The 20,712-nt window shown below is 67.0% G+C and carries 23 protein-coding genes; 11 read left to right on the forward strand and 12 right to left on the reverse strand.

Annotation, left to right across the window (positions count from 1 at the left end):
* Positions 1-120: 120 nt before the first annotated feature.
* Positions 121-2,895, reverse strand: coding sequence for a DNA-directed DNA polymerase (locus NKG96_RS06490; protein ID WP_254537692.1), 2,775 nt, complete (start codon positions 2,893-2,895; stop codon positions 121-123).
* A gap of 153 nt (positions 2,896-3,048) precedes the next feature.
* On the opposite strand from NKG96_RS06490, the gene NKG96_RS06495 reads away from it, so the two are divergent.
* Genes NKG96_RS06495 through NKG96_RS06505 form a run of 3 tightly spaced genes read left to right on the forward strand, consistent with a single transcriptional unit; the run spans position 3,049 to position 4,133 of the window.
* Entirely contained in the window at positions 3,049-3,231 is a 183-nt protein-coding gene (locus tag NKG96_RS06495; protein ID WP_254537693.1) for a DUF7331 family protein, read from the forward strand.
* A gap of 50 nt (positions 3,232-3,281) precedes the next feature.
* The gene (locus NKG96_RS06500; protein ID WP_254537695.1) at positions 3,282-3,671 is read left to right on the forward strand and encodes a DUF7322 domain-containing protein; all 390 of its coding nucleotides are present in this window, start codon (positions 3,282-3,284) and stop codon (positions 3,669-3,671) included.
* 24 nt (positions 3,672-3,695) lie between these two features.
* The gene (locus NKG96_RS06505) at positions 3,696-4,133 is read left to right on the forward strand and encodes a DUF7346 family protein (protein ID WP_254537696.1); all 438 of its coding nucleotides are present in this window, start codon (positions 3,696-3,698) and stop codon (positions 4,131-4,133) included.
* Between the two features lie 7 nt (positions 4,134-4,140).
* On the opposite strand, the gene rad50 is transcribed toward NKG96_RS06505, so the two are convergent.
* From rad50 to NKG96_RS06525, 4 genes are read right to left on the reverse strand one after another with little or no spacing between them, the layout of a single operon-like run.
* Positions 4,141-6,816, reverse strand: a complete 2,676-nt coding sequence (rad50, locus tag NKG96_RS06510) for a DNA double-strand break repair ATPase Rad50 (RefSeq protein WP_254537697.1) — start codon at positions 6,814-6,816, stop codon at positions 4,141-4,143.
* Positions 6,816-8,138, reverse strand: coding sequence for a DNA double-strand break repair protein Mre11 (gene mre11 / locus NKG96_RS06515; RefSeq protein WP_254537699.1), 1,323 nt, complete (start codon positions 8,136-8,138; stop codon positions 6,816-6,818). Before mre11 ends, rad50 begins: the two co-directional genes overlap by 1 nt.
* A 1-nt stretch (position 8,139) precedes the next feature.
* The gene (locus NKG96_RS06520; RefSeq protein ID WP_254537700.1) at positions 8,140-8,439 is read right to left on the reverse strand and encodes a DUF7966 family protein; all 300 of its coding nucleotides are present in this window, start codon (positions 8,437-8,439) and stop codon (positions 8,140-8,142) included.
* 49 nt (positions 8,440-8,488) lie between these two features.
* Complete coding sequence (locus NKG96_RS06525; protein WP_254537702.1) at positions 8,489-8,743, reverse strand: helix-turn-helix transcriptional regulator; 255 nt, start codon at positions 8,741-8,743, stop codon at positions 8,489-8,491.
* A gap of 153 nt (positions 8,744-8,896) precedes the next feature.
* Between NKG96_RS06525 and pan1 the strand changes: the two genes are divergently transcribed.
* Positions 8,897-10,111, forward strand: coding sequence for a proteasome-activating nucleotidase Pan1 (gene pan1, locus NKG96_RS06530; RefSeq protein WP_254537703.1), 1,215 nt, complete (start codon positions 8,897-8,899; stop codon positions 10,109-10,111).
* A gap of 378 nt (positions 10,112-10,489) precedes the next feature.
* Here pan1 and NKG96_RS06535 read toward each other — a convergent pair whose 3' ends face one another.
* Positions 10,490-10,801 carry a hypothetical protein gene (locus NKG96_RS06535; protein WP_254537705.1) on the reverse strand — a complete coding sequence of 104 codons (312 nt, stop codon included), beginning with the start codon at positions 10,799-10,801 and terminating at the stop codon, positions 10,490-10,492.
* Positions 10,802-11,027: 226 nt separating this feature from the next.
* Here NKG96_RS06535 and NKG96_RS06540 point away from each other — a divergent pair, with 226 nt between their 5' ends.
* From NKG96_RS06540 to NKG96_RS06570, 7 genes are all read left to right on the forward strand, one after another.
* Complete coding sequence (locus tag NKG96_RS06540) at positions 11,028-12,503, forward strand: alkaline phosphatase D family protein (protein WP_254537706.1); 1,476 nt, start codon at positions 11,028-11,030, stop codon at positions 12,501-12,503.
* 102 nt (positions 12,504-12,605) lie between these two features.
* Positions 12,606-12,776, forward strand: coding sequence for a hypothetical protein (locus tag NKG96_RS06545; RefSeq protein ID WP_254537707.1), 171 nt, complete (start codon positions 12,606-12,608; stop codon positions 12,774-12,776).
* 133 nt (positions 12,777-12,909) lie between these two features.
* Positions 12,910-13,344 (forward strand): DUF7541 family protein, encoded by a 435-nt coding sequence (locus NKG96_RS06550; RefSeq protein WP_254537709.1) that lies wholly within the window; start codon positions 12,910-12,912, stop codon positions 13,342-13,344.
* A 103-nt stretch (positions 13,345-13,447) separates the two neighbouring features.
* Positions 13,448-13,909: a hypothetical protein gene (locus tag NKG96_RS06555; protein ID WP_254537711.1), complete on the forward strand. Its 462-nt coding sequence runs from the start codon at positions 13,448-13,450 to the stop codon at positions 13,907-13,909.
* 3 nt (positions 13,910-13,912) lie between these two features.
* Complete coding sequence (locus NKG96_RS06560; RefSeq protein ID WP_254537712.1) at positions 13,913-14,602, forward strand: DUF7546 family protein; 690 nt, start codon at positions 13,913-13,915, stop codon at positions 14,600-14,602.
* Positions 14,599-15,984, forward strand: a complete 1,386-nt coding sequence (locus NKG96_RS06565; protein ID WP_254537713.1) for a hypothetical protein — start codon at positions 14,599-14,601, stop codon at positions 15,982-15,984. Before NKG96_RS06560 ends, NKG96_RS06565 begins: the two co-directional genes overlap by 4 nt.
* Positions 15,981-16,265, forward strand: coding sequence for a DUF7410 domain-containing protein (locus NKG96_RS06570; RefSeq protein ID WP_254537715.1), 285 nt, complete (start codon positions 15,981-15,983; stop codon positions 16,263-16,265). Before NKG96_RS06565 ends, NKG96_RS06570 begins: the two co-directional genes overlap by 4 nt.
* A 1-nt stretch (position 16,266) precedes the next feature.
* Here NKG96_RS06570 and NKG96_RS06575 read toward each other — a convergent pair whose 3' ends face one another.
* The 6 genes from NKG96_RS06575 to coxB form a co-directional block, all read right to left on the reverse strand.
* The gene (locus tag NKG96_RS06575) at positions 16,267-16,464 is read right to left on the reverse strand and encodes a hypothetical protein (protein ID WP_254537716.1); all 198 of its coding nucleotides are present in this window, start codon (positions 16,462-16,464) and stop codon (positions 16,267-16,269) included.
* A gap of 71 nt (positions 16,465-16,535) precedes the next feature.
* A complete protein-coding gene (locus NKG96_RS06580; protein WP_254537718.1) occupies positions 16,536-16,811 on the reverse strand; it encodes a hypothetical protein in 276 nt (91 codons plus the stop codon).
* Positions 16,808-17,125, reverse strand: coding sequence for a hypothetical protein (locus NKG96_RS06585; protein ID WP_254537720.1), 318 nt, complete (start codon positions 17,123-17,125; stop codon positions 16,808-16,810). The genes NKG96_RS06580 and NKG96_RS06585 overlap by 4 nt, the downstream gene beginning before the upstream one ends.
* The gene (locus tag NKG96_RS06590) at positions 17,122-17,382 is read right to left on the reverse strand and encodes a cytochrome C oxidase subunit IV family protein (protein WP_254537721.1); all 261 of its coding nucleotides are present in this window, start codon (positions 17,380-17,382) and stop codon (positions 17,122-17,124) included. The genes NKG96_RS06585 and NKG96_RS06590 overlap by 4 nt, the downstream gene beginning before the upstream one ends.
* Before the next feature lie 2 nt (positions 17,383-17,384).
* Complete coding sequence (locus NKG96_RS06595; protein WP_254537723.1) at positions 17,385-19,907, reverse strand: cbb3-type cytochrome c oxidase subunit I; 2,523 nt, start codon at positions 19,905-19,907, stop codon at positions 17,385-17,387.
* Complete coding sequence (gene coxB / locus NKG96_RS06600; protein ID WP_254537724.1) at positions 19,904-20,680, reverse strand: cytochrome c oxidase subunit II; 777 nt, start codon at positions 20,678-20,680, stop codon at positions 19,904-19,906. The genes NKG96_RS06595 and coxB overlap by 4 nt, the downstream gene beginning before the upstream one ends.
* Between the last annotated feature and the right edge of the window lie 32 nt (positions 20,681-20,712).

Raw genomic sequence — 20,712 nt, forward strand, 5'->3', positions numbered from 1 at the left:
CGTTTAATGGTTTCGTATTCACCCCGTTCGTTTTCCCGGTTCGGAAATTGAAATTGCCGTTTGACAAAGTCGATGTGGGGTCGGGACGACGGGTCGTTCCGGCGTGCGGACCGCTCGCGCCTACATGAACGAGCCGAGTCCCGTCTGGGTCTGCCCCGACTGGACCTCGTCCCACGAGACGCCGATGGCGTCGAGGACCCGCTCGATGGGCCCTTTCAGCGTCTTGTCGAGCATCACCTCCCAGTCCACCTCGAACTCCTCGGGCAACTGGTCGGCGAACTCGATGCAAATGACGTCCTCCTTCGTGCGGAACTCCCGGTAGACCGGGTCCGACCGGGCGTCGATGTCGAGTTCCGCCTCGATGCGCTCGTAGAAGTCGTTGTGGACGCTCTTCAGGTAGAGGCGTTTGGGTTTCGAGCCGCGCTGGAAGTTCGTCCCCAGCATGAGGTTCGCGTACTTCGCCCCCCGGATGTGGGCGGTGTCCGTGTCGTAGTTGTCCAGTCGCTTGCCAATGCCGCCGGGGATGCCCACCTCCTCGACGCTCATCTCGCCGTCGCGGAACCGCTCGATGACGCCGTGGACGTACTCCTTGGCCTCCTCGCGGTACTCCTCGCCCTCGCCCGTGACGATGAGTTCGAGAACGTATTGCTGGACCTCCTTCGTGATGGGGGCGATGTCAGAGCGCTTGTACTCGAAGCCCGTGATGTCGATGTCGTCGACGTCCTTCCCCTCCTTCCAGACGATGTGGCCCGCGTAGCGCTTCTTCTTGCCCGCCTGGAAGAACCGCCGGTACAGCTTCTCGAACTCGATCTGGAAGCGGTGTTCCTCGGCCCCGAGCTCCTCGCGGGCGAAGTCGTCGTAGGAGGCGTTGACCGCCTCCTCTATCTCGAAGGACTGCTCGATTGCCTCCTCTTTCGATACCTGTTTCCCCAGCTCCAACATAATCGAATCCGTGTCACCATATGCGACTTGATGTCCGAGTTCGTTCACCGACTCCTCGGTGAAGTTGATGACCTCCCGACCCGTCGCGGTGACGGCGGCGGCGTTCTCCTTGTCGTAGAGGCGGAACCGATCCCACCCCGAAACGCCGTAGAGAGAATTCATGATGACCTTCACCGCCGCCTGCTGGCGGTCGTAGGTCTCGTAGGCCTGACTGCCGGGGTCGTGTTCGTTCCTGAGACCTTTCTTCTCCTCGCGTTCGTCCAACAGTTCCGTCACCATCTCCCGGATGATGCCGTCCGGTTCCCGCCGGAAGTGCTGGCCGTTGGGGGCGTGGAACGTCTCGCCGTCGTATTCGGCGGGGTCGACCTTCGTCTCCGGCGAGGCGTTGATGGTCACCATGCACATGGGATAGAGACTTTTCAGGTCTAGAACACTTACCATCTCCTTGACGCCCGTGATGGGTTCGAAGACGGCTCCGCCCTCGAACTCCTCGGCCTCCTGGCGGCCCTTCGAGGGGAGCGCGAACTTCCCGTGGGCCTTGTGGAGGACGTACATGTCCACCGCGTCGCCGGGGGTGGTGGCGTCCTCCAGTTTACAGCCGACGAACGTGGCCACTTCCTCCCAGAAGGCGACGATGTCCTGTTTGCGGTCGAGTTCGACGCACAGCTCCACGTCGCGCAGGTTGTACTCCAGCAGTCGTTCCGGTTCCTCCTCCCACAGGTCGCCGATGTCGCCGGGGTAGCGTTCCTTCCCGACGCCCAACTCGACTTCACCCACCGCGTCCAGTCGGTAGGAGTCGAGTTCGGAGAACTGCGTGCGCTTGTAGGCGTACAGCAGGTCGAACGCGACCCGGCCCTTGACGTTCGGCCCCTGCCAGTCCGAGCGCCACACCTCGTTCACCCGCGAGAGGCGGTCCGGGTCGAGGTCGCCCTCCCCGCCCAGCACTTCCAGTCGGTCGATGAAGTACGGGGCGTCGAAGTCGGTGAAGTTCCACCCGGTCAGTACGTCGGGGTCCGTCTCCTCGACGTAGTCGACGAACGCACCGAGCATCGCCTCCTCGGTGTCGAACCGGCGGACGTCCACGTCCACGGCGTCCTCGATTGGTTCGTAGCCGTCGAGGGCGTCGGGGCCGGGGGCACCGTCGGGTGCTTCGTAGAGCCAGACGACGTACTCGTCGCGGTAGTTGTCGTGGCTCGTCAGGCAGATGATGGTCTCCTCGCCCTCCTCGGGGAAGCCGTGTCGGTCGTCCACCTCGATGTCGAAGGTGTTCACCCGGAGGTCGGCCTCCACGTCGACGGCCCGTATCTCCTGGTGGGGCACGTCGATGGCCCCGTCGTCGGACCGCCGACAGGGCACCCGAATCCCGCTCGTGATGTCCTTGTCGATGAGCAGGCGGTTCGGGAAGAGGATGTCCGCCTCGTAGTGGTCGAACCGGTCGCGCAGTTGGCCCACGTCGCGGGGCGTCTGCCCGAGGACCTTCACGAGTCGCTCGCCCCGGATGCCCTCGTAGAGCACGACCGTCTCGCCATCGTCCTCGGTCTCCAGCCCTCGGAGGCGGTCGTTCTGGAGACGGCTGTCGGCGAAGTCGTCGAGCGTCACGGGGTCCTCGTCGAACCCGGACCCGTCGAAGGAGTCGATGGGCGCGTAGAAGTACGGGTCGAACTCGCGAACCCGGACGTGTTCGACCTCGTTGTCCGTCGTCCGCCCGAAGACGTGAAGGACCGGGTGTTCGTTCCGACCGCTCCCCTCGACGGTGTAGTCGACCTGCGTGACGGCGATGTCGACGGTGCCGTCGGGGTCGGGGTACCGGTAGTCCGACGTGTCGACCACGTCGGCGGCGAGGCCGCCGTCGCCCGCGACCTCCGCTGCTTCTGCCTCCGTCGGGCGGCGGTCGTCGCCGTCCTGAGGCTCCCCTCGCCCGAAATTCGAGAGGCTGCTCTGTCCTGCGTTCATTGACGGTGGCTTCGGTTCCTCCGGTAAAAACCCCCGCGGTCGCCACCGACGCCCCCGCCCGCGGGCGTGGAACCGGCGGCCCGTCCCACCGTGGCGGGAGTTGCAGTAGACACAAGACCTTTACCATGTGATAGCATACCAGTGGGGACGACAATGGTCGATATAGACGTCCAGTCGGACGGTGAGCCGTTTGGTGAACCGAGCGAGGCGGCCGACGACGCCATCGCGTCGACGGAGTCCTACGAGACCGACGACGGAATCGTCCTCTTCGACGGGGACAACCTCCTCGCCTGGATTCAGGCGAACTCTGCGGTGCGACTCGACGACGCGGCGTAAGCGACTTCGCGGATGAGGAGACTTTTTTCACCGGGGTTCGAAGACGAGGCGTGAGTCCCTTCGAGGAGGACGACAGCGACGACTACTGGCCCGACGAGCCGAAGGAGTTCGACCCGGACAGCATCGGGCCGAAGGTGGACATCCCCGAGGCACCGTCGTTCGACGGCGACGCGGACGACGACGTGGTCCAGTCGTTCTGGGCGGCGGTCCTCCTCGCCAACTTCGGCCTGTTCGCCGCCAGCCTCGGCCTCATGCTCGTCGTCTTCCAGGGCCGGTACGAACTCGGCGGCTTCGTCTTCGCCCTCGGCGCCCTCGGCCTCCTCTTCACCTACCGGCGCTACCGGGCATTCCAGGGTCAGAGCGGGGACGAGGAGGGACAGTCGGAGTCGGACGGTCCCGACGTGGCCGACACGCCGGACGCCACGGACGACAACGACTAACCCCGCCGGGCCGTCCCTCCCGGTATGCGAAGCGTCCGCGCCGACGGCACGCGCTACCTCCTCGTCAAGCAGTCCGGCGACTCCTCGCTCGTCCGAAACCCGACGACCGGCGAGGAGCGTTACCTCCCGAACGACGACCTCGAACCCGCGGGCGGGGAGTCACCGCTGGAGACGGCTGCCCGCGCGGTCCCCGAGGCGGCCCGGCGAGTCCTCTCCGCGGTCCACGACGACCGCTCGCTCGGCCTCCTGCTGGAACTCGACCGGCGCGGCCCCCTCGCCGCCGTCGACCTGATGGGCGACTACGACTACTGCGAGAGCGACGTTCACGGCCTGCTGGCGGAGTTCCGGGCCGCGGGGCTGGTCGAGGAGGCGACGGTGGCCGGTCAGCGCGGCTACGACACGACGCCCCTCGGAGGCGAGGGGTTGGCGCACCTGCGCGGGAAGGACGGGACGGACGAGTAGTTCCCCTTCAGTCCGCGTTCGTCAGCACCGCCGCCGCCTCGCTCCGCGTGACCGCAGAGCGGTTCGTCGTGGGGTCCTTCTCGACCTGCACGAGGTCGTCGGCCGCCCCGACCAGTTCCTCGTCGTGGCTCACGACGACGATCTGTTCGACGCCGACCTGCCGCATCGACTCGATGAGTTCGACCAGCTTCGAGACGTGCCCCGAGTCGAGGAACACGGTCGGTTCGTCGAGGATGAGCGGCGGCATGGGCGCGGCCCCCTCGATGCCCTCCGCCAGCAGGCGGTAGATGGCACAGCGCAGCGAGAGGTTGAACAGCGCCCGCTCGCCGCCCGAGAGCTGTTCGGGTTCGAGCGCCTCGCCGTCCTTCTGGTAGACGGTCAGCGCGTAGTCGCCGTCGAGTTGGATGCGCGCGTAGGAGTCGTTCTGATAGACGAGCGAGAACGTCTCATTGAGCAGTGCCTCCAGCTTGCGGACGTTGCGCTGGCGGAGTTCCGCCCTGAGGTCGGCGTACATCGCCTGTAGCTCCTCGGTCTCCTCGGACAGCGATTCGAGACGCTCGACGGTGGCCGCGAGTTCCTCCCGGCGCTCGCGGAGATCCGCGAGGGCGTCGAGTTCGTTGCGAATCGCCCCGATGCGGCTCTGTGTCTCGTCGTGCCGTCCTCGCAGTTTCGGGAGCAGTTCCTCGTCGGCGTACTCGATGTACTCCTCCGCGCCCCGCTTGTTCGCCCGGGCCTCCTCGACCGTCGTCTCGTCGAACTCCTCGGCCAGTCGCTCGCGGCGCTCGCGCTGTTCGCCGAGGCGCTCGCGGCGCTCCTCGTTGACCTCGTCGGCCTTCGCCCGATCCTCGCGCAGACGCTCGCGTTCGGCCTCGTGATCAGCGATGTCGTCGACGACCTTCCGGAGCGACTCGAGGGTCTCGACGCGTTCCTTGACGCTCATGCGCTCCCCGTTGACCTCCCCGATGGCGGCGCGCGCCTCGGCGGCGGCCGCCTCGGCTTCCTCGGCCGTCTCACGCCGTTCGGCAGCCGCCGTCTCCAGCGTCTCAGCCTCCTCGCGGAGCGTGGCGATGCGCTCGCGCTGGCTCTCGACGGTCGCTTCGCGCTCGGCGATGCGCTCGCGCCGTGCTTCGACGTCGGACGCCGCCTGCTCGATTTCGCCCTCCAGTTCGACCAGTTCGTCGGCGCGTTCGAGGCGCGCCTCTGCGGTCTCGCGCTCCTCGCGGGCGTCGTCGAGCGCGGCTTCGAGGTCCGCGACCGCCTCTCGACGCTCCTCGATGGCCTCGACGTGCGGCGACCCCTCGACGGCCTGCCCGCACTCGGGGCACTTCCCCTCGGCTTTCAGGCGTTCGGCCTCCTCCAGCGACTCGCGGGCGTTCTTCAGCTCGGTCTTCCGGGTCGCCTCGGCCTGCTGGCGCTCGCTGACCGTCTCGGCGACCGACTCGCGGTGGTCGCTCGCCGCGCCCAACTCGCAGGGGGCGTCCTCGAACGCCTCGCGCTTCGCCTCCAGAGTCGACTCGAGGTCGGCCACCCGTTCGCGCTCCTCGACCAGTCGCTCCTCGGTGTCCTCGACGGTCGATTCGAGGTCGGCGGCCTCCTCGCGTTTGCTCGCCGCGCGCTCCTCGCGCTCGTCGGCCTCGTCGACGAGGCGGTCGGCCCGGCCGCTCTCCTCCTGGGCGGTCAGGCGGAGGTCCTCGATGCGGTCGCGCAGGTCGTCCGTGCGCTCGCGGAGGTCGGCGAGACGGTCGGCGGCGGCGTCCGGGTCCGCCGCGTCGAGGCCGGTCTCGGCCAGCAAATCGTCGCGCTCGTCGGCCTTCGCCTCGATCGCCTCGCGGAGCGTCGAGAGGCGCTCCCGTTGCTGGTCGCGCTCGCGTTCGGTCTCCGCGATCTTCGACTGGAGGGACTCGATTCGCTCTTCGACCTCCTCCAGTCGTTCGCGCTTCTCGGCGGCCTCCTCGAGGACCCCCTCGTAGTGGTCGCGGGTCCGTTCGGCCTGTTTGCGCTTCTCCTCTTTGGCCTCGATCTTCTCGGCCAGTTCGTTGCGCTCGGTCTCCAGTTCGTTCAGCGTGGCGTGGAGGTCCTTCCCCTCCTTCTCCTCGATTCGCGAGACGGTGTCGTCCAGCAGTTCCCGCTTGCCGTCGAGGACGCGATTGACGCCGATGCGGGCGTTGCTGGCGCGCTCGCGGTACTCCTCCAGTGTCCCGAGCTGGAGGAGGTCGTCGATCATGTCCTGTCGCTGACTCGGCGAGGCGTTGATGAGTTTGTTCACCTCGCCCTGCCGGACGTACGCGCAGTTGACGAACGCGCCCGCGTCCATCCGCAGGAGGTCGGCGACGTACCCGCGCACGTCGCGCGCCCCCTCGACGGGGTCGCCGGGCGTCTCGAGGACGCACTTCGCGGTGGTCGCCCGCTCGCCCGTGTTGCGCACCCGACGCTCGATGTGGTACTCCTCGCCGCCGTGGGCGAACCAGAGTTCGACGGTGGCCTCCTCCGCGCCGATGGTGACCACCTCGTCGAGGGTGGTGTCGAGCGCCTTCGCCCCGTACAGCGCGAAGAAACAGGCTTCGAGGAGCGAGGACTTCCCGCTCCCGTTCAGGCCGTGGATGACCGTCACGCCCGGGCCGAGGGTGAGGTCGGCGTCCGCGTAGCACTTGAAGTTCTCCAGTCGGACCCGCTCGAAGCGCATCAGTAGTCACCCCACGTCGCCTGCCCGTCGCCGTCACCCTCACCGTCGTCGCCGTCGCCTGCGACGTCCCCGCCGTCGGCTTCGGCCGTCGCCGCCGGGGAAGGAGCCGCCGCGGAGGGCGGGTCCTCGTCGCCACCCTCCGGTTCGTCCGGTGGTGCGGGGTCGGACGCTCCCGGAGGCTCCTCCTCAGCGGTCTCCTCGTCCGTCTCCGGGTCGGCGCGGGCGAACGCCTCGGCATCCTCGACGAGTTCGGCGACCCGCGACTGGACGGCCTCGGTGACGTTCGAGTCCGCCACCTTGCTCGCCCGAATGGTCTCGTCGATGTCGCGTGCGGCCGCCGAGAGGCCGAGTTCGCGGACCCGCTCGCGGACGGCCTCGTCGGGGTCGGCGAAGTTGGCCTCGATGTCCGCGGTGTCCTCGAACTCGCGGTGGTCGGTGACGCGCGCGACCAGCGCCCCGCGCTCGGCGGCGAACGACTCGACGGTCGCGGGCGCGACGCGTTCACCCTCGCCGGTGATACCGACGATGACGACGCACTCCTCGACGTCGTGTTGACCCACCTGCTCGCGGACGCGTTCGGCGCCCTCGCCTGCGTTCAGCTCCACGTCGACGAAGACGAACTCGCGGGTGGGGAGGCCCCGCCGGGAGATGGAGACGCCGTCGCCGAAGCCGACGATGTTGTACCCCCGGTCCTCGCGCTCGTCGGCGCTCGCGCGCTCGGTGGAACCACAGTAGGTGACCCACGCCCCCTCGACCTGCTTGCGGCCGGGCTTGTGGTTGTCGCCGAGCAACATCGCGTCGAAGGCGACGGAGGACTCGCGGAGCACCTCGGCGGCGTCCCAGTCGCCGTAGTCGAACGGCTGGAACAGGCCGTGGGTCACGAGGGCGGCGTGCTCGGCGTCGTGTGACTCGAAGTCGTATTCGAGCGCGTCGCGCTGGGAGCGCGGGACGAAGTCCAGTCCGTAGAAGGCGGTGTCGCCGACGACGTGGGGCGAGGGACCGAGACGAACCGCGAGGCCGAGCGACGCGAAGAGGTCCAGCCACTGGGCGTCGCGTTTCGTCTCGTGGTTGCCGACGACGGCGAGGAAGGGGATGTCGGCGTCCGCGAGGGTCCGGAGCGCGGAGAGCGTCCCGAGGATGTCCTGCAGGTCGGGTCGCCGGTCGTGAAAGAGATCCCCGGCGTGGACGACGGCATCCACCTCGGCGTCGACGGCGTCGGCGACGACTCGCTCGAACGCCCGGAGGAAGTCCTTCCGTCGTTCGGGTCGGTGATACTGCTGGTAGCCGATGTGTGTATCGCCCGTGTGGATGACCCGCGTCATTTCAGTCGCCCTTCTCTTTCCGGTGCCCTCGTAAATCCCTTCCGTGACCGGAGTGGAAGTGGCAGGCGGCGCGATAGCGCTCGAACGCTCGGAGGGCGCGCTCACCGGCGGGGTCCGGCGAGGACTGCGCCGCGAGCGTCTCCCGGAGGCGTTCGACGCCGCCCGACTCGGCGAACGCGGCGGCCGCGGGGAGGTCCTCCACGGCGGCGACGGCGCGCGCGACGACGGGTCGCTCCTGCGGTGACGCTTCGCCCCGTGCGAGGCGGGCGAGGGCGCGTTTGACGGCGGCGGGGTCGGCCATGGGGCCGGTGGGTCCCCGTTCCCCCTTGAACGTTCGGTCGGTGAGCGGGTTACTCGTCGGGCAGCGAGTAGATGCGCTTGCGCGCGTCGGTGAACGAGACGCGCGACTCCACGGCGCCGACCTCTTCCAGACGGGTCAGGGCGTACCGGACCGTCCGGGTCGGGAGGAGCGTCTCCTCCGAGAGGTCGGACTGGGTCAGCGGCCCGTCGTACTCGAGGACCTTCGCGACGAGTTTCGCACTCGGCGGGAGGTCCGCGAGGCGGTCAGTCGGCGACGCGTCGGGGTCACGGCAGGCCGCGGTCATGCTCCACCGTACAGGATGCTACGGGATAATATTTCCCATATAGAGATTACTGCTGTGAATAACCGTGTCGCGGACGCCGGGCGCCACGTGAACACGGCCTCCGCCGGAGTCTGACCCGAAACCTCTTATGAATTCACGTGCTACTGGTCCGCAATGACCGACACTGTTGACGACGTCGATCTGCCGTACGACGACGACGCGTCACAGCAAGACAAGATCGAAGCCCTCCGGGAACGGCTGGAGATCCTCGAGCGTCAGAACGAGGAGATGCGGGACAAACTGCTGGACGCCAACGCCGAGAACAACAAGTACCAGCAGAAACTGGAGCGACTGACCCACGAGAACAAGAAGCTCAAGCAGTCCCCCCTGTTCGTCGCCACGGTCCAGGAGATCACCGACGAGGGCGTCATCATCAAACAGCACGGGAACAACCAGGAGGCCCTCACCGAGGTCACGGACGAGATGCGCGAGGAACTCGAACCGGACGCCCGTGTCGCGGTCAACAACTCCCTCTCTATCGTCAAGAGCCTCTCCAACGAGACCGACGTTCGCGCCCGCGTCATGCAGGTCGAGCGCAAGCCCGAGGTCAGCTACGCCGACATCGGCGGCATCGACGAACAGATCGAGGAGGTCCGCGAGACCGTCGAGATGCCCCTGACCTCCCCCGAGATGTTCGATGCGGTCGGTATCGACCCGCCGTCCGGAGTGTTGCTGTACGGGCCGCCCGGGACGGGCAAGACGATGCTGGCGAAAGCCGTCGCCAATCAGACGGACGCGACGTTCATCAAGATGGCCGGCTCCGAACTCGTCCACAAGTTCATCGGCGAGGGCGCGAAACTGGTCCGCGACCTCTTCGAACTCGCCCGCCAGCACGAACCCGCCGTCATCTTCATCGACGAGATCGACGCCATCGCCTCCAAACGGACGGACTCGAAGACGTCGGGCGACGCCGAGGTCCAGCGCACGATGATGCAGTTGCTCAGCGAGATGGACGGCTTCGACGAGCGCGGGCAGATCTCCATCATCGCCGCCACCAACCGCTTCGACATGCTCGACCGCGCCATCCTCCGGCCCGGTCGCTTCGACCGCCTCATCGAGGTGCCCAAACCCGACCCCGAGGGCCGCGAGATGATCTTCAAAATCCACACCCGGAACATGAACGTCTCCGAGGACGTGGACTTCGCGGCGCTCGCGGAGGAGGCCGACCAGGCGTCCGGTGCCGACATCAAGGCCATCTGCACGGAGGCCGGGATGTTCGCCATCCGCGACGACCGCACCACCGTCAAGATGGAGGACTTCGAGGCCGCCTGGGAGAAGATCCAACACGAGGAGGGCGAGGACGAGGACGTGTCCAAGACCTTCGCCTGAAAGCCCTCAGAACTGCGCGCCTGCAGCGCGCATCGGGAGCGCGGAGCGCTCCCGACACTTGGCAGCGGTTCTTCGCCCTTTTCAATTCCACCAGGCCAACTGCGCGGTCGCGCCAGTCGGCGCGACACGCTTCGAGTGCCGCTCGTTCGTTCACTCGGTTCACTCACTCGCGGTACGATTGCTGGTCATCGACAGCCCTGCCCTTCCCCGGGTCGCGCGGTCCTCGCGTCGCTCGGACACGCACTCCCGGCCACCGAGCCGTCTATCGTTCGAGGTCTCGTTGAGCGCGTGTAGTTTCCTCCTCAGGTGTGGTTGCTCGGCAGATTCCCCTACTGGTAGACAGAGAGCGTCTGTCTTGCAGTGGTAGGTCGCTCGTATCTACTCGCCGACCCACGGAATTGTCGTGTCCGAATGGTACGTCTCCCAGCGGCCGTATTTGGTCGTCGTCCGCCGAAGCAGTTTCGAGAGGTTTCGGTCGGCGATACTTACCTTCTCGTCGAGTTCGACCGTCGTGATACGTCGGAGTACTCCCACTCGACTGCTGTCTGCAACGCTCCCCATCCCTCTGTGGGCGTAGTTCACGCCATATATCGCGACCAAACCTGAATACGATACGCTCGGGGGAACGCGACACCACTGTCCGCCGTCGGACCAGTCCCCGCCGGTGTCTTTCACTATGCACATTGACATACTACTCCCGAGTCTCACAGGGGTATCAGTTCATTTGTTTCTTGAATATACCAAAAATATAAGAGGTGAAATGAAAGGGGCGACTCTGACAGGTTGCATGAAATTAGAGAACCCGGCGACCCCCGACCCGACAGCACACAGCCGACGACGCTTTCTCAAACGCACCGGCGCCGCGACGGCGCTGGCTGCGGTGGGTGCGTCTGGAGCTGGCACCGCGAGCGCAAAAATGGACGATGAGGGGCGCTTCGAATCAGACCCCTACACGCTCGGCGTTGCCTCGGGCGACCCGCTCGCGAACGCTGTTGTCCTCTGGACCCGACTGGTGCCGAACCCCCTTCAGGAGGGCTTCGGGATGCCGAACGAGGAAGTGCCCGTCCAGTGGAAAATATCAAAACGCGAGGACATGACGAAGATAGCAGGCGCCGGCGAAGTGCGCGCCCGACCTGAGAAGGCCCATGCTGTCCACGTGGACGCGACAGGCCTCGAACCAGCGACGGAGTACTATTACCAGTTTACAGCTGGCGGCCACGAAAGCCCCGTCGGGCGGACGAAGACGGCGCCCGCCCCCACCGCCAGTCCCGAAGTGCTGCGATTCGCCTTTGCCTCCTGTCAAGCGTGGGACGACGGGTTCTACACCGCTTACGACTACATGGCTGATGACGAGCTCGATTTCATCGTCCATCTCGGTGATTACCTCTATGAGTACGCTATCGGGCCGAACGGCGGCGCTCGGGAGACATCTGTTCCACCAGTCTTTCGCTCCCAGACGGAGACACTCGACCGCTACCGCCTCCAGTATGGGCTCTATAAGTCCGACCCGAACCTGCGGGCTGCCCACGCCAGCGCGCCATGGCTCGTCACCCGTGATGACCACGAGGTAGACAACAACTGGGCCGGCGACGTCCCGCAGGATCCCGACGACCAGACCCGAGCGGCGTTCCTCGAGCGCCGGGCTGCGGCGTTCAAAGCCTACTACGAACATATGCCGTTCCGGCAGGCTCAGCGCCCGGATGGTCCCGACCAGAAACTCTATCGAGACTTCACGTTCGGCGATCTCGCCCGATTCAATGTCCTCGACACACGCGAGTATCGGACCGACCAAGCCTGTGAGGACGCGTTTAGCGTCGTTGGCTGTGAGGAGCGGTTCGACGAGTCCCGAACGATCCTCGGCGAGACCCAGGAACAGTGGCTCGTCGAGAACCTCGAGGAATCCGACGCAACGTGGGACGTCCTCGCGAACCAGGTCCCCTTCGCTTCGATGGACTTCGAGGCCGGTGAGGAAGAGGGCTACCGCATGGACCAGTGGGACGGCTACGTCGACGACCGCGAGACGGTCCTGCGGGCGTTCGACGAACACACGCGTAACCCCGTGGTCATCACCGGTGACTTCCACGCGAACTTCGCGAGCGACGTTAGCCGAGACTTCGAGGACCCCGACGCCGAGACGGTGGCGACGGAGTTCGTCGCGACGTCCATCACCTCCGGCGGGAACGGGGAGGTGATGAACGACTTCGGGCGGCAAGTGCTCAGAGACAATGAGAACGTCCAGTATTACAACAATCAGCGTGGCTACGTCCACTGTACGGTGACGCCTTCTTCCTGGACCACTGACTACCGTGTCCTCGACTACGTCGACCAAGAGGGGTCGCCGATGCGGACCCATTCGAGTTTCACTGTCGAAGACGGGTCTCCCGGCGTCTGACTGACTGTCGCACACGGTACATATCCAGTGATAGATAGAGAGCGTGGGTCTATCGGATAGACGATGTAGTTATCTCTGGAGACATTGTTGTACACATAGGTGATGTCGCTCTCCACGTATGACCTCATAACCATCGCGATGGCGAATTTCGGCTCTCTGTTCGGCGGGCTGATTTATGCAGTGTTCTTCACTGACGGACTCCCGGGTGCGATTATCGGTTTATTGATAGGGGCAGCAGCAGGGGCATATCTCTTTCAGCCCCGGTCCACCTGATACACACGCAGCACGCATCTATCAGTCGAGCAGAGCTCCTACGAGGGAGGCGAGTCCCCGCGAAGTGCCTCGTCTGGCACGCACCGGCCCCGCAATCCGACGACCCTTTGAGGGTCTACCCCCTCGTTCCACTATGGACGACCAACCGGGACTGAGCGACCAGTACCGCATGGCCAGCCCGTGGCCACTGTTCGTCGCGCTCGGCCTCGCCATCTCCGAGGTGGGCGTCGTGTTGAACATCCTGCCCCTCTCGGTCGGCGGCCTCCTCCTCCTCGTCGGCACCACCGCCGGCATCGTCCAGGAGGCGGGCTACACCGACCGGCCGTGGGGCGTCCTCGGCGGCCTCGGCGCGGTACTCGTCGCTTTCGGCGGCGTCCTCGTCGCCACGCAGGTCTCGGCGGTCAGCGTCGCCGCCGTCACGGACACCGTCACCGGGGCGTTCTCGGGGCCGAATGCCAACGCTATCGTCCAGCGCGGTCTCTCCGTCGCCTTCGCGGGCGCCATCGCCCTCGTCGCGAGCAGGGTCGCGGTCGTGATGGAACCCCGCCGCGACCCGGGAACCGCCTGACGCCCCCGCGACGAGTCGCCGCTCGGCCTCCGCCACCGGCGCAAAGGTTAATAATTCATAACGACGACTGTCGGGTACGTCACGTGACGTGGTGTCTCATGTCATGGTAACCGTCTCCATCCTGGCGAGTAGCGTGTTGATGGCGCTGTTGTTGGTCGCCGTCGTCTGGACCATCGTCAGGTCCGGTCGGCCCCGGGCGTACTCACCCGGGACAGACAAACCGCGCGGGTCCGGATTCGACGTGGTCAACGACCAGTACGCCCGACTCGCGAGCAGTCAGCGGGTCTGGGTCGTTGGGTTCCTCGCCGTCGTCCTCGCGGCGGGGGGGACGGCCGTCGCGTACCTCGGCGGGTGGGAGGCGTCGCCGGCGATGGTGTCGATGGGTGGCATCGCCCTCGCAGTCCTCTTCGGCGTCCTCCTCGCCGGGTTCCTCTTCGTCGCCGTCTACCGCGTCGTGCGGGTGAAGGGCCTCTACAGGCCGATGGCGGCGGCCGTCGCCCTCTGGGTGTTCGGCCTCCTGTTCGTCCTCGCGGTGTCGATACAACTGCTGACGGCGACGGGGTAGCCCGTGGGTCTCACGAGCGTCTCGGTGTCGGTTCCGGGTCGAGCGGAGCGTCTCCCCGCCTGGGCGTGGCTGGTCGCCGTCGTCGCCGCGGAACTCCTCCTGCTCGCCGGCTACTTCGGCGTGACGGGGGCCCGCCCGACGACCCTCCGCTACGCGCTGTACCCCTTCGTCTGGATGAACGTCGGCGTCTGGGCGGCGATACACGTCTCCGCGCCGACGGCCGTCCGGCCTCATCGGTGGGCCGCCGCCGCCCTCGCTGCCGCCTACTTCCTCGCGCTGGCGTACCTCTCGGGCCTCGTCGGCTTCGAGTTTACCGCGGCGAGCGGTCACGCCCACGGCCACGTCGTCGGGTTCCAGTTCACGCCCTCCGCACCCGGATGGGGACCACGAATCGCCTACGCGGGGGAGGCGTTCCACCTCGCGTTCGTCCCGTATCGGGTCGTCGGCTACCTCTCGCTGTCGTACCTGCTCTACGCGGCCCTGCTCGACGCCCGCGCTAGCCCCCTCCCCGGCGTCCTCGGGGTCGCGGCCTGTATCGGCTGTGCGTTCCCCGCGGTCACTCCCCTCCTCGGCGGCGTGGTCGGCGGGTCCGCCGCGCTGACCGGGACCGCCGCCGGCTACTCGGTCGACCTCTCGACGGCCGCCTTCCTCGCCGGGATCGCACTCCTCTACTGGCGGCCCGGTACCCGATGACGGTCTCGGTCCCCACCGCCGTCGCCCTCGTTCCCGCACCGGCCCTCGTCCTCCACGCCGGGTCGCTCAGCGGGTCGCTCCAGTCGGTGCCCGTCCCCTCGTGGCTCGTCGTCCTCTCCGGGGGCGGCCTCATCGGGGCCTCCTTTCTCTTCACGACGCTCGTGACCGACCACGCCCTCATTCGGGAACTCAACGACCGGCGCTTCGGACTCCCCTCGCCCGCGCTCCTCCGGGCCGCTACGCGCCGGGCCATCCGGCTGCTCGGTGTGGTCGGCCTCGCACTCGTCGTGGTCAGCGGCCTGTTCGGCCCCGAGAACCCCGTCGCCAACCTCGCCGTCCTGCTCGTGTGGGCGGGGTGGTGGGCCGGGTACACGATGAGCGTCTACCTCGTCGGCGACACGTGGCCCGCGCTCGACCCGTGGCGCACCCTCTCGGGTGGAGTCGCGTGGGTCGGCGACCGCCTCGGGACCGGACTCCCTCGGGTCGACTACCCCGAGCGACTCGGCGCGTGGCCGAGCGTCGCCGGCCTCCTCGCACTCGTCCTCCTAGAGGTCGTCAGCCCCGTCGCCGAACGCCCCCGAGTGCTCGCGTGGGTGGTCGTCGCCTACACCGTCGTCACCGTCCTCGGGGCCGTCGCGGTGGGTCGGGACGTCTGGTTCGACCGGGTGGACCCCGTCGCGCGCGTCTTCCGGTTCTACGGGCGACTCGCGCCCCTCCAGCGCACCGACCGGGGCGTCGAACTCACGGTCCCCGGCGGTGCGCTCACGCGTGCGAACGCCCCCGAATCGAGCGACGACACGGCGTTCGTCGTCGCCCTCCTCTGGGTGACGACGTTCGACGGGTTCGTCTCCACCCCCGCGTGGCGGTCGCTCGCCCGACCGGTCGTCGATGCGGGCGTCCCCGCACTCCTCGTCTACGCGCTGGCGCTGGTGGTCGGGTTCACGGGGTTCCTCGTCGCCTACCGACTCGCCGCCCGTCGCGCCCGCGAGACGGCCGAGACGTACGTCTCGGCGCGCTTCATCGCCGGGTGGTTCGTCCCCTCGCTCCTCCCCATAGCGGCGGGCTACCACCTCGCACACTTCCTCGGGTACTTCCTGACGCTCGTCCCCGCACTCGCGGCGTCGCTCGCGACGCCCCTCGCCGTCGCCCCGGACCTCAGACTGCTCGTCCTGCCCGGGTGGTTCGGCACGCTCCAGTTGGGGTTCGTCGTCCTCGGCCACCTCGTCGCCGTCTGGGTGGCTCACTCGCTCGCCTTCGCGGTGTTCGCCGGACGACTCCAGCCCATCCGCAGCCAGTACCCGTTCATCCTCGTGATGGTCTTCTACACGATGACCAGCATGTGGATCGTCTCGCAACCCTACGTCGCCCCACCCTACGTATGAGTCACCACGTCACCCCCGAGACGGCCGTCGACGCCGGTGAGGCCCCCGTCCGGTGTCCGTACTGCGAACGTCCGTTCCGCGTCGAGCGCACGCTGTGGCTCCACGTCGGCGAGCGTCACGTGGCGGCCTGTACGGCCGACGAACGCGAGGCCTACGAGGCGGCGCGGGAAGACGAGGAGGACGACCTGTTCGTCTTCCACCTGAAGGTGGTCGCGGCGCTCACGGTGCTGTACGCCTCGTTCGTCGTCCTCTACATGGTCGTTCTCGCGGTGAGCGGGTGAGTCAGTGCGTCTCCGTCTCCGGCAACTCGCCGGTTCGCGCGATCTGTGCGGTCAACACGCCCACGAAGACGAGGACGACGACGCCCCCGCCGACGACGAACACCTCCGTCCCGCCCGTAGCCTCCCCGTAGAGGAGGACGAGCAACCCCGCCACGACGCCGAGGACGACCATCGCCACGAGTGAGGCACCCTGCTCCATAGACGTGGTATCACCCCACACGATGATAAACCTTCGAGTCGGTTCGACCGGGGATCCCGATTCGCAGCGACCTACGCCGCGCCCTCCCCGCTCCGGAGGGCGAGGAGGACGAAGAGGGCGATGGCGAGCGTCGTCACCAGCCCCGTCGCGAGGGAGAGTGCGCTCACCGTCTCGCCGGTCACGCTGGCGACGAACCCCGCCATCCCGACGCCGGGGGGGACGGAGAACAGGACGACGTACCAGAGCGGATTCGTCCGGGTCGGGGCGTCGAGGCCTCGGTGGTCTACCGCGCCACCGTCCCCGTCTCGGGACTGCCGGTCGGCGGTGGTGCCGTCCGCCGCCGTCACATCGGGAGCCTCCCGACGCAGGCCCTGCAGAACGCGTAGGCCGCGTCGTTACACACGCTGCAGAACCGACAGGCGACCCGACCCTCGCCGTCGGCACACCGGGGCCGGACCGTCGACTCCGCACCTCCGGCGAGGCCCGGATACGGGGTGAGGCCGTAAGTCGGGGCCGGCGTGGGGGCGACGGCCCCCTCGTCACGGTCGACGTACCGCGAGAGGTAGATCACGCAGGGAATCTGGACGAGGGGGATGACGACGAGCGCGACCAGCCCCCAGTCCAGCGGCGTCAGCGACGGCAGGAGCGTGAGCGACGTCATAGGATGGAGTACGACGCCGCGGTGGTCAGTGCGAGCGCCGCCAGCAGGCCGATGACCATCAGGTACGACAGCGACCGGGGTTCCCACCTGAGGTGCTGGAAGTAGGCGGCGACGAGCAACGCCTTCGCGAACGACAGCACGACGATGATTCCGAAGGCGGTCCAGTAGTCGAGACCGGCGAACTCCACGCCGACCTGTACGGTCGCGGAGACGAACAGGGTGGCGAAGATGGCGGTGTAGAATTTCGTGGATACCATGGTCACAGGATGTAGAACAGCGGGAACAGGAACAGCCAGACGATGTCGACGAAGTGCCAGTACAGGCCGAAGTACTCGACGGGTCTGCTGTCCTCCAGGTACGCGCCCCGGAGGGCGCGGGCGATCAGGTACAGGGTGATGACGAGGCCGGCGATGACGTGGGCGGCGTGCAGGCCCGTCGTCAGGAAGAACGTCGAGGACTGGATGTCGGTCGACAGCCAGTGGCCCTCGTGGTAGAGGTGGAGCCACTCGATGCCCTTGTTGGCGAGGAAGCCCACCCCGAGGATGAACGTCACCGCGAGGCCGCCGACGACGCCCCACTTGTTCTTCTTCTCGGCGGCGACCAGCGCCAGCACGACCGAGAAACTGCTCGTCAGCAGGATGTAGGTGTTCATCAGCCCCGGTATCGGGTTCGCCGCGATGGTGTGCCACTCGGTCCACCCGAAGGCGACCCGGATGAAGACGTACGACCCGATGAACGCCCCGAACAGCACCACGTCGGAGGCGAGGAATATCCACATCCCGAGTTTCATGTTCTCGATGCCGGCGAACGGCCACTTCTCGCCGGCCTCCTCCACTTCCGGGCCGTGGAACCGCTCGCGGGCCATCGAGAACAGCGCCCCGAAGGTGACCACCGACCCGACGAGCAGGGACGTCGTGTAGAACATCCCCTCCATCCCGGCGGGGAACGCGGCGTCCTGCAGGCCCGAGAGACCGAGGAAGGTGAACAGCGCCCCGACGCCGACGACCAGCGGCCAGATGCTCGCGTGGCTGGCGTGTTCCTCCCTGTGGGCGTGCGCTCCACCCTCTGCGTGGACGACGCCGCCGTCGGTCCGACTCGCCCCCTCGCCGCCGTCTGCGGCCCGCGGCTGACGGAAGGAGAGCGACCCCTCGCCGTAGGTGGGCGACCCGGGGAAGTTCTCCAGCGGCGGCGGCGAGGAGACGGCCCACTCCGCCGTCGTCGAGTACTCCCACGGGTTGTCCGGGGCGGGGTCGCCCGCCCAGAGACTCGTCAGCATGTTCCAGAGCATCACCGCGAAGGAGACGGCGAGGACGAATGCCCCCACCGTCGCCAACTGGTGCCACGGCGCGAGTTCGGGCGCGTAGTCGAACACCCGGCGGGGGGTCTCCCACGCGACGAACATCGGGAAGTAGAGCAGGTTGAACCCGACGAAGTACAGCGCGAAGTGGACCTTCCCGAGGAACTCGTCGTACATCTTCCCGGTCATCTTCGGGTACCAGTAGTACAGCGCCCCGACGAGGCCGGTGACGCCGCCGACCATCACGTAGTGGAAGTGCGCGACGACCCAGTAGGTTCCCCGGAACTCGTAGTCGAGGACGATGGCCCCGAGGAAGACGCCCGTGATGCCCCCGATGATGAACAACAGGAGCGCCCCGAACGCGAACAGGAAGGGCGTGTCGAAGCGGATTCTCCCCTTTATCATGGTGTAGATGAGCGAGAACACCATCAGGTCGAAGGGGAGCGAGATGCCGATGGTGGTCGCCATGAACAGCGTCTTCACCTGGAGGTTGATGCCCGTCAGGAACATGTGGTGCATCCAGACGACGAACGACTGCAGGGCGACGAGCACCATCGCGGCGATGAACCACTTGCGCCCGACGATGCGCCGCCCGGTGAACGTCTGGAACATCTCGGCCATCGCCCCCAGCGCCGGGAAGAAGACGATGTACACCTCGGGGTGCCCGAAGAACCAGAACAGGTGCGCCCACAGCAGCGATCCGCCCTCGCTCGTCGCGGCGAAGTAAGTCGTCCCGAGCAGGCGGTCCGCCGAGAGGATCATCAGCGCCGCCAGCAGTGCCGCGAACGCGAACAGCATCATCCAGACGGTCAGCAGGATGGACCACGTGAACAGGGGGAGGTGCCGGAGCGTCAGCCCCTCCGCGCGCATGCGGTGCATCGTCGTCAGGAAGTTGACCGACGAGACGGTGACCGAGACGACGAACAACAGGAGCGCGAGGATCGCCGTGGACCCGCCGAGACTCGGCGTGTAGGTGGGGATGTTGAGCGGCGCGTACATCGTCCACCCGCCGGCGAAGGTGCCCCCCTGGAAGAACGAAATACCCAGCAGGACGCCCGAGGCGAGGTAGAGCCAGAACGAGAGGGCGTTCAGGCGCGGGAAGGCGAGATCCTTCGCGCCGATCTGCAGGGGGACGACGTAGTTCGCGAAGCCGAAGGCAAAGGGCGAGAGGAACCAGAACACCATGATGAGACCGTGCAGGGAGACGGCCTGATTGTAGGCGTTGGGCGCGAGGAACGTCGCGCCGGGCGTCCACAACTGGAGGCGCATCAGGAGGGCGAGGACGCCCCCGAAGACGAGGAAGAACAGCGCCGTCACGACGTAGAGGATGCCGACGTCCTTGTGGTTGGTCGTGACCAGCCACCGGCGTATCGAGGTGACCGGCGGGAGGCCGTGGTCGGTCTCCGTCCGGTCGCCCGTCCCGACGGGGAGGTCCCCGTCGACGCTCGCCGTCCCGCCGTCCGTCCGTGAGTGCTCGTCGGTCATGCTGGTACCCCGATGTTCGCCGTGCCGTTCGTCGCGTTCGTGCCGTTTCCGGACCCGTCGCTCGACCCGTTACCCGTCCCCGCGTACCACTCCTCGAACGCCTCCGGTTCCATCACGACGACCTGCGCGTTCATCGCGGAGTGGCCCGCCCCGCACAGCTCGTAACACTGGGCGGTGTAGGTCCCGACCTCGTCGGCGAGGAACCACGCGTCGGTGGTCTGGCCGGGGATGGCGTCCGTCTTCACCCGGAGTCCCGGCACGCCGAAGTTGTGGAACACGTCAGCGGAGGTCACGGACAGTTGGACCCGGGTGCCCTTCGGAACGCGGAGTTCGCCGGTCGAGCGGTGGCCGTTGGGATACTCGAACTGCCAGATGAACTGTCGCCCGGTGACGGTGACGTTCATCGTCTCGGTGTCGTCCTGGAAGGCGTCGTCGGCGGGCGACTCGATGTACAGCAGGGTCCCGTAGGTCCACGTGATGAGCGAGATGACGATGATGGCGCTGATGAACAGCGAGAGGAACAGTTTGCGGCCCTTGCCCCCCCCGCTCGGCAGTTCCCCGAGGCTCGGCCGGTCGGCGCTGTCCGCGTCCACGCCGGCGCGCGCGCGGTACTTGTACGCGTTGTACACCATGTAGCTGATGACGACGACGCCGACGAGGGTCCCGAGGACGAGGAACACCCAGTAGATCTCCTCGAACACCTCGGCGCGGGAGCCACGAGGAATCAACCCGTCGGCTTGCACCAGCACGGCGAAGACGTCAGTTCCGTACATCGCTATCGACGTTGCTCATTAACTTTCATGGG

Source organism: Halomarina litorea, from assembly GCF_024227715.1.
In the GTDB taxonomy this organism is placed as follows: domain Archaea; phylum Halobacteriota; class Halobacteria; order Halobacteriales; family Haloarculaceae; genus Halomarina; species Halomarina litorea.

What these genes read in the sequence shown, in the direction of transcription:
- NKG96_RS06555 (WP_254537711.1), top strand. Translation starts at nt 13,448, where the DNA reads ATGGTAACCGTCTCCATCCTGGCGAGTAGCGTGTTGATGGCGCTGTTG.
- NKG96_RS06590 (WP_254537721.1), bottom strand. Translation starts at nt 17,382, where the DNA reads ATGGTATCCACGAAATTCTACACCGCCATCTTCGCCACCCTGTTCGTC.
- NKG96_RS06585 (WP_254537720.1), bottom strand. Translation starts at nt 17,125, where the DNA reads ATGACGTCGCTCACGCTCCTGCCGTCGCTGACGCCGCTGGACTGGGGG.
- coxB (WP_254537724.1), bottom strand. Translation starts at nt 20,680, where the DNA reads ATGTACGGAACTGACGTCTTCGCCGTGCTGGTGCAAGCCGACGGGTTG.
- NKG96_RS06595 (WP_254537723.1), bottom strand. Translation starts at nt 19,907, where the DNA reads ATGACCGACGAGCACTCACGGACGGACGGCGGGACGGCGAGCGTCGAC.
- NKG96_RS06570 (WP_254537715.1), top strand. Translation starts at nt 15,981, where the DNA reads ATGAGTCACCACGTCACCCCCGAGACGGCCGTCGACGCCGGTGAGGCC.
- NKG96_RS06535 (WP_254537705.1), bottom strand. Translation starts at nt 10,801, where the DNA reads ATGTCAATGTGCATAGTGAAAGACACCGGCGGGGACTGGTCCGACGGC.
- NKG96_RS06505 (WP_254537696.1), top strand. Translation starts at nt 3,696, where the DNA reads ATGCGAAGCGTCCGCGCCGACGGCACGCGCTACCTCCTCGTCAAGCAG.
- mre11 (WP_254537699.1), bottom strand. Translation starts at nt 8,138, where the DNA reads ATGACGCGGGTCATCCACACGGGCGATACACACATCGGCTACCAGCAG.
- NKG96_RS06565 (WP_254537713.1), top strand. Translation starts at nt 14,599, where the DNA reads ATGACGGTCTCGGTCCCCACCGCCGTCGCCCTCGTTCCCGCACCGGCC.
- NKG96_RS06490 (WP_254537692.1), bottom strand. Translation starts at nt 2,895, where the DNA reads ATGAACGCAGGACAGAGCAGCCTCTCGAATTTCGGGCGAGGGGAGCCT.
- NKG96_RS06525 (WP_254537702.1), bottom strand. Translation starts at nt 8,743, where the DNA reads ATGACCGCGGCCTGCCGTGACCCCGACGCGTCGCCGACTGACCGCCTC.
- pan1 (WP_254537703.1), top strand. Translation starts at nt 8,897, where the DNA reads ATGACCGACACTGTTGACGACGTCGATCTGCCGTACGACGACGACGCG.
- NKG96_RS06545 (WP_254537707.1), top strand. Translation starts at nt 12,606, where the DNA reads ATGTCGCTCTCCACGTATGACCTCATAACCATCGCGATGGCGAATTTC.
- NKG96_RS06495 (WP_254537693.1), top strand. Translation starts at nt 3,049, where the DNA reads ATGGTCGATATAGACGTCCAGTCGGACGGTGAGCCGTTTGGTGAACCG.
- NKG96_RS06540 (WP_254537706.1), top strand. Translation starts at nt 11,028, where the DNA reads ATGGACGATGAGGGGCGCTTCGAATCAGACCCCTACACGCTCGGCGTT.
- NKG96_RS06520 (WP_254537700.1), bottom strand. Translation starts at nt 8,439, where the DNA reads ATGGCCGACCCCGCCGCCGTCAAACGCGCCCTCGCCCGCCTCGCACGG.
- NKG96_RS06550 (WP_254537709.1), top strand. Translation starts at nt 12,910, where the DNA reads ATGGACGACCAACCGGGACTGAGCGACCAGTACCGCATGGCCAGCCCG.
- NKG96_RS06575 (WP_254537716.1), bottom strand. Translation starts at nt 16,464, where the DNA reads ATGGAGCAGGGTGCCTCACTCGTGGCGATGGTCGTCCTCGGCGTCGTG.
- rad50 (WP_254537697.1), bottom strand. Translation starts at nt 6,816, where the DNA reads ATGCGCTTCGAGCGGGTCCGACTGGAGAACTTCAAGTGCTACGCGGAC.